This window comes from Noviherbaspirillum soli, assembly GCF_015352955.1.
Classification (GTDB): Bacteria; Pseudomonadota; Gammaproteobacteria; order Burkholderiales; family Burkholderiaceae_D; genus Noviherbaspirillum_A; species Noviherbaspirillum_A soli.
Window position 1 is genome coordinate 91,846 of sequence record NZ_JACYOX010000019.1, and the last position, 11,358, is coordinate 103,203.

General features: G+C 50.0%; 9 protein-coding genes and 2 pseudogenes. 5 read left to right on the forward strand and 6 right to left on the reverse strand.

What is annotated here, in order from left to right:
* Nucleotides 1–270: 270 nt before the first annotated feature.
* The 5 genes and pseudogenes from IGW04_RS14975 to IGW04_RS14995 form a co-directional block, all read right to left on the reverse strand.
* A pseudogene (locus tag IGW04_RS14975) lies at nucleotides 271–366 on the reverse strand (cyclic pyranopterin monophosphate synthase MoaC); the annotation flags it as partial.
* 261 nt (nucleotides 367–627) lie between these two features.
* The gene (locus IGW04_RS14980; protein ID WP_194713882.1) at nucleotides 628–1,983 is read right to left on the reverse strand and encodes an SIR2 family NAD-dependent protein deacylase; all 1,356 of its coding nucleotides are present in this window, start codon (nucleotides 1,981–1,983) and stop codon (nucleotides 628–630) included.
* A 294-nt stretch (nucleotides 1,984–2,277) separates the two neighbouring features.
* Nucleotides 2,278–3,228, reverse strand: coding sequence for a restriction endonuclease (locus IGW04_RS14985; protein WP_194713883.1), 951 nt, complete (start codon nucleotides 3,226–3,228; stop codon nucleotides 2,278–2,280).
* A 50-nt stretch (nucleotides 3,229–3,278) separates the two neighbouring features.
* Entirely contained in the window at nucleotides 3,279–3,953 is a 675-nt protein-coding gene (locus IGW04_RS14990; RefSeq protein ID WP_194713884.1) for a hypothetical protein, read from the reverse strand.
* A gap of 53 nt (nucleotides 3,954–4,006) precedes the next feature.
* The gene (locus IGW04_RS14995) at nucleotides 4,007–4,774 is read right to left on the reverse strand and encodes a hypothetical protein (protein WP_194713885.1); all 768 of its coding nucleotides are present in this window, start codon (nucleotides 4,772–4,774) and stop codon (nucleotides 4,007–4,009) included.
* Nucleotides 4,775–5,587: 813 nt separating this feature from the next.
* Between IGW04_RS14995 and IGW04_RS15000 the strand changes: the two genes are divergently transcribed.
* The 5 genes from IGW04_RS15000 to IGW04_RS26235 all read left to right on the forward strand — a co-directional run bounded on the left by IGW04_RS15000 (nucleotide 5,588) and on the right by IGW04_RS26235 (nucleotide 10,962).
* Entirely contained in the window at nucleotides 5,588–6,646 is a 1,059-nt protein-coding gene (locus tag IGW04_RS15000) for an HNH endonuclease (RefSeq protein WP_194713886.1), read from the forward strand.
* A gap of 378 nt (nucleotides 6,647–7,024) precedes the next feature.
* Nucleotides 7,025–7,615: a recombinase family protein gene (locus IGW04_RS15005; protein WP_194713887.1), complete on the forward strand. Its 591-nt coding sequence runs from the start codon at nucleotides 7,025–7,027 to the stop codon at nucleotides 7,613–7,615.
* A gap of 708 nt (nucleotides 7,616–8,323) precedes the next feature.
* The gene (locus IGW04_RS15010; RefSeq protein WP_194713888.1) at nucleotides 8,324–8,788 is read left to right on the forward strand and encodes a BRO-N domain-containing protein; all 465 of its coding nucleotides are present in this window, start codon (nucleotides 8,324–8,326) and stop codon (nucleotides 8,786–8,788) included.
* A 74-nt stretch (nucleotides 8,789–8,862) separates the two neighbouring features.
* The gene (locus IGW04_RS15015) at nucleotides 8,863–9,720 is read left to right on the forward strand and encodes a hypothetical protein (RefSeq protein ID WP_194713889.1); all 858 of its coding nucleotides are present in this window, start codon (nucleotides 8,863–8,865) and stop codon (nucleotides 9,718–9,720) included.
* Nucleotides 9,721–10,515: 795 nt separating this feature from the next.
* Nucleotides 10,516–10,962, forward strand: coding sequence for an AP2 domain-containing protein (locus IGW04_RS26235; RefSeq protein WP_407672128.1), 447 nt, complete (start codon nucleotides 10,516–10,518; stop codon nucleotides 10,960–10,962).
* A 276-nt stretch (nucleotides 10,963–11,238) separates the two neighbouring features.
* On the opposite strand, the pseudogene IGW04_RS25805 reads toward IGW04_RS26235, so the two are convergent.
* A pseudogene (locus IGW04_RS25805) lies at nucleotides 11,239–11,358 on the reverse strand (IS5/IS1182 family transposase); the annotation flags it as partial.

The following is an 11,358-nucleotide window of genomic DNA, read 5'->3' on the forward strand; positions in this document are numbered from 1 at the left end:
GACCTTGCCTGTCGGTGGCAGGTAATGTCGCGGGAAGCATGCGCCTGGCCAGGGACTTGGTGCAAGGCGGCCGCACTTGGGCTGCTTTGCGCCAAAGCGCTGAGATGGGTTTTTCGGCTGCCGGCGCGGTGCACTTCATGGGCCGCAAACCGGAGCTGCATGAACGACTGGCTTCCCTGCTTGGAACTATCGGTGGAATGCCCCTTCGGGGTATTCCACCCTACGAATGATCAGCGGATGGCTGCGCTCAGGGGACTGACGCTGCGCTCTTCAGGCTCCGGCCACCCAGTCGCCCGACTTCCCCCCATGCTTCTCCAGCACCTTCACGTCCGTCATCACCATCCCCCGGTCCACCGCCTTGCACATGTGGCTTTCAATCGCTAAGTGGCTGATAGTTCAAGATCGGCTGTTACATTTGTTCTGCTTCTTGCGCAGGATTTGGGCCATGATTGGGACATAAACGAAGCCCACACCAAGCGTAGGGTAAAGGGCGTCTCAGTGCAAGCTATCTAGCAAAAGGAATGAGAAGGCAGGTTAGCGGAAGTCGGCTTAAAAATTTAACTTATACAGCATCCGAGTATCGTTCTAATGTAGGCTTTAAATGTGAAAGGAATAAAGCTCGTTAGACTAGAGACCTAAAACTAAATGTTCAAGAGGCTGATAATCGTGCTGAGCAGCAAAGTTCCTTATTTCGCGAATTACTTCTGGGGATAATTCTTTTTTACGGGCTTGCCAAGTCTTATTGGCGACCCAAGACTGTCCAGGTCCATCGCCCACGTAATACGCTGTGCGATACAATCCGTAGGCAGCTGTTTGAAATAAAGCTGGCGGGAACTGCGCCATCGAAAAGGAAGTTAGTATGTCAAGGATAATCTTTAAGTAATTATTATACTCATGAAAAGCCCCCCAAACGTTTGTACGAGCCCACGTCGTATCAATGCATTTGTTTAAGAAGAATACGAAACCTGAGATAAGATAAATTGAGGATTTGCCTAAAGTGTTTAACATGTCTGCCCTAAAGGCTTGATCGTCAATAAATTGGTCAATCATCTTAACGTCTGCCGCGTCAAGTCGTTGAGCCAGTTCCGTTAGATTCTCACGTTCTAACTTTTCTTCGGCGATAACCCTGCTTCGCACTTCCAGATACTGTTGGAAGAACTCTGAAAGATCCTCTACTTCGATAATCACAATTCCATTCTTGTCTCGATAGGGAGCTTCATTTGGGTTCGTTTTGCGAAGGACTTGAACAACGTCATTAGGATAGTTCGCTTGGTTGCCTTTGAACACATTCCGCGACCAGTCTAGAGCCGTTAAGACGTTTACATCTCCAACGCCATAGCCAAGCAAAAGGGTTGTTGATTCTTTTATGGTTAACGCCAACTTAATCTGCCTGTATTCACTAGGCCTAAAGAGGGCCACGTAATCTTCCTGTGCAATTATTATTTCTTCCGGGTTTGTCCGGATCCCATGCAAATGAAAGACTGGTATTACCCCGTTTTGCGACGAAAGAGAATCGTTCGGTCCGAGTGGTATCGATTTCCCTGTGAGCAAACTTTCAATGATTAGATCGTAATTTGTTGTAATAACCCATGCTGGTGATAAGCTTTCTAAGTACTTTGAAAACTTTTCGCGTTTGTCTTTGTCCGGATACCAGCTAGTCAAATTAGCGATCATTCGCTTTAACTCATTGAGAGACTTTTCGTGATCGTTTCCGTTTGCCAATGCATGCAATTTACAAATCTCTGAAGCAACCTCCGGGTAACCGACACCTTCCTTCCAAATTTTGTCGTAATCAATGCCCATTTCAGATGATGCCCGATTGAGCAGTTCTCCCCAAGAAAGAGCGATCTCGCTGCCAGTGTCATTCAAAACTGCTTTTGAGAAGCCAGCACCTATAAATGCACCTAAATTTCCATAACTTGCTGATTTCGATAGAAAAGTTAAGACTTCTTCTCGTGATGGGGATTCCGAAATGTTGTACATTAATTCATTAACCTTCTATAGCTTCAAAATTGAAAGGAAATTCTATAACATTATTGTTTTAGCAGGTGTTTAAATGGCGAGAGTCTGCGGCAGAAAGTTCAGCTCTCGTCGCGAGTTTCGGGAATAAAAATCGAGTTTAATGGCTACAATAAACTTGCCCATTGCAGCCTCTTTGGCCCGATCTGTGCTAAACCCATAATAAAACTGTCCCTATCACAGTGAGATTTTACAGAAATTAGCACGCTTGAAACTTTAGTCATTTACATTTCTAAATACAAATGCATTTCCGAGGTGCTAAACGTTCTCACCTTCGAAATAGTCTGAGTCAATCCTTTTTAGCGCGAAAATGCTCACAGGGGACACACCGACATTGTGATCTACCATCAATGCTGTAAGTTGTTCACCCGAAATCAGAATAATTTTTGATGAGATTAGGCTTACATAATCTTCAGCATCTTTTGAGAATCCCGAAGTAGTAATGAAAACTCCCTTATTAGCACGCTGCCCTTGAAGTGCCCCGGCAAACTTTTGTATTTCAGGACGCCCAACAGTTCCTTCCCAGCGTTTGGCTTGGATGTAAATCACATCTAGGCCTAGCTTATCTTCTTTAATGATTCCGTCAATTCCCCCATCGCCGCTTTTCCCGACCGCTCTTCCAGCATCTTGGCGAGAACCGCCGTAACCCATAGCAACCAGTAGATCAATCACAAGACGTTCAAAGAATGCGGGGGACGAAGATTTGATCTGTTCTAGCAACTCAACTTCAAGATTACTTCGAAGTCGCTGATACGCTTGCGAAAAGGCCTCCTCAGGGGTCGAATCAGATACTCCGCCATTAATTTTAGCTATGTAACTTGGCTGCACTAACGCTGGAAGCTGAATTGACTGTTTATCTTCATTGCGACGATTCTTGAATTCAAGGTATTCAGGAAACCGTTCTAGGACAGAATTATCGATGCGTGGCAGATTTTGTGAAAGGAGGTCTTTCCCTCTTGGGGTAATCTTAAACACACCGCGCTTCCTGGATTCGAGGAGTGCCGCTTGCTTTAAATAAGTCCTCGCCCAGCCAACCCGATTGTCGAAAAGAGGCGCTGTTCCACTAGGTAGCATTGTGTTACGCTCGTCGTCTGTGACATTAGCTTCAACCGCTAACTTCTCAACAGCATCACGGAAACGATGTTCTTCACCATCTCCCGCCAGTCGTAATAATGGTAGCATTAAGCTTTGATAATCTGGTATGGGCATGATAGCAATTATTGAATGGAGCAACGACTGAGAAAGTGAAATAGAATTGGTCAACCGATTTTAGCTGTGCTAACAATCCCCTTGTCGCCAAATACTTGTACCATAGCAGATCGTAAATCTGTAATTGCGCTAGTATAAGAGGACTCATCTTCATCAAATCTTTGAAATAGGCCGGATACAGTATCTTGTAATTTGCACAGTAGGTCAGGTCCAATTGCAAATTCGACATCTGAAAGATTGTATTCTTTATCGCTAGAAAAATCCGTCGAAGCTAATCTTGATTGCATCGTCTCAGCTGCTGCTGTGTACAATTTAATGACGCTTGCTAAATCGTAGTACCGCTGCTCTGCTAAAGCAAGCGTGGTAAATAACTCTGCTCTCCCATGTTCAAACAGAAATGCTAATGAGGCATAATCAAACTTTAGATTCTCGCTAAAGTAATAATGAGTTGGCTTTGCCTGTAGGTAAATCGGGACACTAGCATTTTGCTCAGTAATGGCTTGCTTTGTTTGCATAAAGCCCTTCCGAATTACAAGAAAATCATTCCACTGACGAATGGCTGTTGCAAGTGCAAGGTTCCCTGCTGCTTTATGCTTGCGTTTTCTGTCTTTATGGTGAAACCATAGATTTGAACTGAATGCAAGGCTAGCGCCAACAAATGAACCTACAAGAGTCTTGGTTAAATCAGGCCAAAAATTTTCTGGCAGGATAAAGAGTTCAAACACGTTTCGAGTCCATTCACAATTGAACGTTTATTAAGTTCGCTAATGTAATGGAATTAGGAGCGAGGTAACGCTATCCCAAACAATGCATTCAGTTGTCCAAGTTGACCAGCAATAGGAGGTCGAGTTTTATCAGCTTCGTCTGCTGCCTCACTCATCTCTCTTACAAGGGATTGAAACTCTTCTACCAATTGCTGTTCAGATTCATCTACTTTAGCGTATGCACTTCGCAATACATTTGCTCGAATACTGGCTTCTCCTTGAGTGCGAATTAGGGCATCTTCCATAGTCTTGAGTCCCGTAATCCTGTAGCCATGCAACGCGTCAAGCGCTGTTAAAAGATTGTTTGTGATAAATGCACGAATTTCATTAGGCAAAAGACTGGATTGAATTTTTTCGATTAGTTTCTCAACGGAGACTATCCATTCTTCAATTTGTGGCCCTTCAAGTACTTCTTCTTCGTGAATTAAAACTTCAGAGCACCATTGAAGTGAAAGGAGAAGTTCCGGACTAATTGATCCAAAGTATGCTCGCCAGTGTTGATCACTGTTCAGTGAAGCCATTAGATTGCGAAGCTGTTCCAAATGTGGAAGATAAAGCTCCTGACTGAACTCTAATTTCTTCATCTGAACTTTGATGGTTTGAATCTGATCAATTAACAAGGATCGACGTTTGTCAACAGCGACCCGACGATCGATAGGGCTATCAGCGATAACTCCGAGGACTGCGGCCCAAGCCTCGAAAGTTGGCTGATCCGGTTGGGCTTGAGACAACGCGTTAGCAATGCTAAAGACTCGGTAAGCTGCGTTGATGTGCTTTGCCATTTCCTCTTCCGTGAATTTTTTGTTTTATTAAATCTGCTTAATAGATTTCTTGAAATTTATAGACCATACGTTTTCAAGCTGCAATGATACCTTAGCGACATGGCTAGACTTGATGATTCCATGCTTCACTAGCATCAAATTTGTCAATCGAATTTTGATTAGGTATGCGAGACTGCCTCTCAATAAATACAAGCGATTCTGCCCCCCTCGTGCCCTAGCTGGTGTTCCAGCGTTTGCGAACATTGCGAAGCCGGGTGTGCCATGTCGCTTGCAAGCCCTGCGCCTTTACCCTGTACTCGCAACAAAGCTGTGACAGCGGCGGGTATAGATCTTAGAGTCTCAGGATAACGAACAAGGAGAGGAGCGCATAGACTAGCAGCGAGAGTGCAGCAGGTATAACCCTCCAGCTTTAAAGCCGCAAACTCAGGCTTCTATGCCGCGCTGTAAGGAACATGCCGCATTACCACCGCACTGCCGTAGCACAGCAGCGCCATGTCATACGGGGCCGCATCGTATCTGAAACCTTGTACTTTCTGACCACACGATCGAAACCCAGCAGTAGAGCCCGCCAGTGCTAGCAAGCAGGGTAATTCAGTGGACGCCCATCAAACCACATTGCAAGTGAAAACGGACCAGAAGCGAAACCTTCCAAGATGGACCGGATTCATTCCCTCTCTCGTCTATTACAAAATTGGAATGGATTTCCAAACTCGTAGATTTCGGCCCTAGTCAGGAGTATTCTGACGTTTAGTTTCCTATTGGACACGGTTAGTTGTGTCTAAGGAGGTAGAAGGTGAATTAACAGGACGCGTTATGACACAGTACAGCTTTAAGGTCGGACAGAAATACAAGCGAGAGCAAGTTAGCCAACAAGCAGGTGATGGAGGCAACATTGGTGGCAATTGGGCTACTGGCTATCCCCAGAAAGACGGGGTGACGTTTATCTTTAGCAACGTTGGCAATCCTGGCCAAACTGGTCACGATTACGACAACTACTTCGACGGGCCTGACTTAGTGTGGCGCGGAAGAACAGGAAGCCATAGAAATCAGCCTTCTATACAGCGCATGACGACTTCTGGCTCAGAAGTGCACGTGTTCTGGCGGACCGGCGGCCGTGATCCGTTCACCTATGGCGGCATAGGTAAAGCCGTGGACATTACCGACGAAATTCCTGTCCGCATTCGCTGGCAGTTAAGCGATCCTAGCAATCCCCAGCCGGTGTCTGCGAAAACCCAACGGTTGCCTGCATCGGAACTGAATAAAGTCAGGCCAGAGAACGTATGGGAAGCAGTTCAGCTGTTGATTGGTGGCTACGCCGATCATCCGTTTGCCCCGTCTACTGATTACGACGTTGTTACTGATGACGGAAACAGGCTTCCCCCAAAAGCTGTCTTCGGAATTGCGGCTAAGCTTGCCCTTGGTTTCGAAGTAGGCCCAGCCCATTTCACAGCAGGACTCTTATCCCCGTGTTTCAGAAGCATTGAAGATGCAGGATTCAAGATTGTCGCGAAGAATGAACAGCCTCCTGAGTCTCCGACACTCATTCCTGAAGACCAGTATTGGACAGAAGGAAACAAGAAGTTGACTTCCCACATGAAGCGTGAGCGCTCACCTGCAGCTAGTAGAGCAAAAAAAAGTCAATTCAAAGCGGCGCATGGGAATCTCTTTTGCGAGAAATGTGGGTTAGTTCCAGTTGATCATTACGGCACAACACACGCAGAATCTTGTATTGAAGTCCACCACCGATACGTTCAGGTACAAGACATGCCAGAAAACCATCGCACAACCCTCGACTCGCTCCAATGCTTATGTGCGAACTGTCACCGTCTTGAGCACAAAATCCTTAAGGCAGAGGCAGGCGAGTTGCCTTAACCCAATCTATAGACGGTGCTGATTACGCTGTAGCGTTAGTCCGCTTGCGGATTGAAAGCACCTCGACCAACCCCACTTCGATCCGCAAATGAAGATGCCTAGCGAAATCGGGCATGCCCTCAAAATTCACTCAGCACAAAAAGCATCCCCGCCGATCTCCTTCAAGTTTTTTTCGGCTCAATAAGAACGCCAAATCTTGCAAAGGATACTGAGACAGGATTAGTCCCACGTTTTCCCTATAACATTACCTAGGTCACAACTTGTACCTTGTGACCCAGCAGCAATGATGGGCTCTCGCGTGGCTCATAAGATACTTGACGGCAATTGTGCGCCAGTTCATAATGTGCACTCTATCTTCTGAGCCTCACGCCGCTCATCATGGCACACATCGCGTACTACCGAGTAAGCACCTCCGACCAATCCGTATCAGCGCAGAAGGCTGCACTGGCCCAGGGATGCAGCATTGACCGTGAGTTCATGGACGAGGGCATCAGCGGCGCTGTGCTGGCTGCGAACAGGCCCGCCTTCAGCGCCCTGCTGAACTACATCCGAGAGGGCGATACGCTGCATGTGTACGCCGTGGATAGGCTGGGTCGGGATGCCATTGACGTGCAGAGCACCATCAGGACGTTGCTTGCCAAGGGTGTGCAGGTTCATGTCCGTGGCCTTGGTGTCATCGGCAAGGGCGTAGGAGAGTTGATTATTGCCGTGCTGGCTCAGGTTGCCGAGATGGAGCGGGAGCGCATCAGGGAGCGTACAGCCACCGGGCGAGAGGCCGCGAAGGCTGCGCTTGCAGCCACTGGCAAGACTCACCGTGGCAAAAACAGCCTTGGCAGACCGCCAGCACAGGATGCCGCAGCAGTCCGTGCATGGCGTGCCGAGCATTGCGCCACCATCCGGGCGACCGCCAACCACTTCAATCTCTCACATTCAACCGTGAAGCGATACACAGCCGCCGCACCTGCTTGAATACAGCCCCGTGGCAGGGTTTCCAGAATGCAAGCAAGGGCAGCGTACCTGCCCGCCTTTCGGATGCCCCTGAGGCCCGCTGAGCCAGCCTTGTTTTCTGCCTCCAGCTCTTGCATCCTGCTCCGCACTCCCTGAACAGTCTCCCGCCGATCATCCTCCGCGAGCAATGCCCGCCCGGCTGCAGCAGCGGCCCTGCATGGCGCTGGACCGTGCCAGCCCTGCCCAGCTGTACCCACCGTGAACAGGACCGCCTGTGCAGCCTATGGCCCCTTTGAATAGAGGCACATAGATTGAGTACATAGGATGCCCCTCTGACTTAGAGCCTCATACCTTGGATAGAGAAGATCGCCTGTGTCGGTGTAAGGCATTCTGATAGAGCACCCGTCCTGGGCATAGGATGCCCCTCTAACTTAGAGCGACCTAGTATGGACAGAAGAACATCTGCGGTTATGCAAGGAAGGAATTCATTAGAGTCGCGCAGACTGGATACATAGGCTTCCGCTCTGATAGAGCCACATGTCTCTGAACAGGGTAACGCCTGCTCCTATTCAACGTAGCAGCGTACTTCCTAGCCCAGCAATGTCCCACCGAGCATTCCGCTTGAACCCTTCTGTATAGCCTACAAAGCTTGCAGCGTTCCAGCGCTAGCAAGCACAGCGCTATCCCCCTGAGCAGTACAGATCACCTCCACTATTCCTAAGGATCAACATGACTAGCCTCGACCGCATTATCTCGCTAGGATTCAACAGTACCAGCATCCGTATTGTTAGCATTGAGGATCAGCCCTGGTTCATCGCTGCCGATGTTTTCCGAGCACTTGGTATCCTGAACTGCACCACTGCTGTGAAGTCTCTCCGCAAGGATGAAGTACGCCTTACCGAAACCCTTGCACAGCGCACGGTTCAAGCCCTCTCTGAGAAGGGACTCCGTAAGAAGTGCATGCGCTCCTCGAAACCTGAGGCTCAAGCCCTACTGCATTGGGCAGAGCAAGAGGCCCTCCCGGCTTTCAAGGAAGCAGCCAAGGCTGCACAGGCTGGACAGCGCAGCGCTCCTGATGCCGTATTCCGCTTAGCAGCTAGGGTTGCCGAGCTTGAACAGCAAATCAGTACTCTTAGGGCCGCTACCTTGCATGCCATGCAGACCCCGAGCCAGCGGCAGAGCCGGATGCTGTAACCCGATTCGCCATCACTAACAACCCAACAAGGCCCGCCACTGTGCGGGCCTCTTCACATCTAAAAGCCATGTCTATGAATTTCGCACAGCAAGAACAACTCCGCATGCTAGAGCGGCTCACTGAGTCTGTAATTGCACGCAGGGATACCCTCAGTAACATCGCTAACACCTTTGGCCCGAGATACGCCGAGATAATCCAAGAACGACTATCCGCATCAGGGCATACCGGGAACGGCACAGCCGAGAAGCGCAGCGTCATCATGCGCCAGCAGCGAGAACGGAATGAACTCGCCGCCAAACAAGCGCAGGAACGGACAAGTGTTGGGATGCTGGCGTACAACCCGAAGCAGGAAATCTTTACCGCTGTACTGCGCAAGCACCTAGACGGCTGTGAGTCCGGGGAGTACCCAACAGCGACCAAGACGGCACAAGCTATAGTCGGTGACAAAGCTACCAAGCTGCTTGCTAAGACTGCTAAGACACGCCTTCGTACTGCCTTCAACGACAACAAGGAGCATCCCGGTATGCAGCGTATTAGCGCCCTAGTGAGTCACTCGTCTATCACCGCAGCGTCATCAGGCACTGTGTCTAGTTGCCTTGGCGCGCTTGCGGATACACATAAGATTGCCCGCCTCATAAATCAGGAACGGGCAGAGCGGATGCAAGAGCAGGAGCAACAGCGCCAGCGTGATGCCGCGATGCAAGCTGAACTTGTTACTGTACGGGCAGAAGCAGCAGAAGCTAAAGCGGAAGCCGCACGAGCCAATTCCAGGCTCGATGAAACGGACCGGTGGAAAGCAGATGCTGTGAAGCTGTACCTCGCTGGGAAATCGTATGGCAGCATCGCCGTCAGCGTAGTCAAAGGAAAGTCCACGGTGAATGACTACATCCGAACCCTGATTAGTGCAGGCACGCTCGAAGCTAGATCCTGAAGGCTCCAGAACGGTACGGCCACAGCCTATACATCGGCGTGACCGTCCGGCGCCGGACGATTTCCGGAGGATTTCGAGGGCACTTTCTATAAGCTCTAAAGAGCTATTACAAACCCACTCCACTGCCGCTGCCTTCCCAGAACACCGAGTCGATACCCCAACGATTCGCGCGAAAGCACACTGACTCAATAAGCCTATTCTGGGTGACTCTGCATTCAGAGCAGCGTTGGGATCACCCTGCTGTGTCATCAGGAACGCACAGGAGTAGCGTGCTTTCCATCAGGCACTCGACATACCACCCATCATCTTGCGCTTCCCCTGAGCAATCCTGAGCAGCTCCGGAGGCATTCCGAGCACAAAGCCAGCGCCAACATCAGCGCCGTGTGCGAGCGATACCTGCTTCTTCGTTCTTGCGTAGCTATCCCTCTGTGCACCCTAGCACCGCCCTGATTGCCTAGGGCTTTCCGTGATCTAGCACCGAAGCCAGTAAGCCTGAGTAGTACCGCTAGAACTGTCAAGGCAGCACCGAGTACAGGCAGTGCCAAGCAGCATCTCCGCAGCACCCGCCCACCCGTAGCAGCCTAGCGCTGCATCCTACGAATTGGAATCGAAATGACCACCACGCAGTTACCAAGCCTTGAAGTCCTAAACAATCTATTCATTCTAGACGCCGATACCGGAGAGCTTGTACGGCGGTGCAAGGCTCGAGGCCGGGAAAGGAAGCAAAGCACCAAGGAACGTTATCGTCGCATTAGGATCGGCAATACCCAGTACGCTGTCCACGTGATCGCATGGATGCTCGCGAATCAACAAAGTATCGATGCAGGGCTTGTAGTCGATCACATCAATAGCGATACGCACGACAACAGGCCATGTAATCTCCGTCTCGCCACGCCCATACAAAATCACTGCAACCGCAACCTCTATAGCAATAATCGCAGCGGATACAAAGGTGTGCGTTACCACAGCAAGCACGGCAAGTTCCTAGCTTGTGTCGCAATGAACGGAATGTCCTACCACGTAGGAATCTTCGGCACTGCCGAGGAAGCAGCAGAAGCGTATGACCGGGCAGCGATTGATCTGCACGGCGAGTTCGCCAGGACGAATGCACAGCTTGGACTGCTGCCGACAGCGCCAGCGTCACCAGCCATGGACCGAACGCCTGTACCAACGCAAGCCTCCCGGAGCTATCCCGGCGTGCCAGACATGCCCTTGCCATTCCCGCGCTGTGTACCTGCATAGGGCCGCCCAGCACCTAGCCGGGCTGTACCTGTCCTGTATTAGCAGCTTGTTCTGAGCAAAGTATTCCCGACCTTCTTGCTAGCTAGCGCGTAGCGCATTGCCCAATACCCGCTACGGCATCGTCACACCGCTCAGCCTCCCAAGCTGCTTGGTCATCACCCTAGCCGGTGGCTATCACCTGCACCGTGCTTCGCAGCTTTACCAATCCTCTACCGCAGCATAAGCCGCACCAGTGGCCTAAATCCCGGCGCTATGCGCTTCCAATACTTAGAGCATCTAACAAAATGAGTTTTTCAAAATGCGCCAGCAAATAAGGGCGCAGCCCAAGTGAAGGAATGCTTCATGAATCGAGGGCAGTCGTTCGTAGCGTACGCGCAGTCGCCGGAATTGATGCAA

Coding starts and splice junctions, on each gene's coding strand:
- IGW04_RS15015 (WP_194713889.1), top strand. CDS start 8,863: ATGAATTTCGCACAGCAAGAACAACTCCGCATGCTAGAGCGGCTCACT.
- IGW04_RS15010 (WP_194713888.1), top strand. CDS start 8,324: ATGACTAGCCTCGACCGCATTATCTCGCTAGGATTCAACAGTACCAGC.
- IGW04_RS15005 (WP_194713887.1), top strand. CDS start 7,025: ATGGCACACATCGCGTACTACCGAGTAAGCACCTCCGACCAATCCGTA.
- IGW04_RS26235 (WP_407672128.1), top strand. CDS start 10,516: ATGCTCGCGAATCAACAAAGTATCGATGCAGGGCTTGTAGTCGATCAC.
- IGW04_RS14980 (WP_194713882.1), bottom strand. CDS start 1,983: ATGTACAACATTTCGGAATCCCCATCACGAGAAGAAGTCTTAACTTTT.
- IGW04_RS14985 (WP_194713883.1), bottom strand. CDS start 3,228: ATGCCCATACCAGATTATCAAAGCTTAATGCTACCATTATTACGACTG.
- IGW04_RS15000 (WP_194713886.1), top strand. CDS start 5,588: ATGACACAGTACAGCTTTAAGGTCGGACAGAAATACAAGCGAGAGCAA.
- IGW04_RS14995 (WP_194713885.1), bottom strand. CDS start 4,774: ATGGCAAAGCACATCAACGCAGCTTACCGAGTCTTTAGCATTGCTAAC.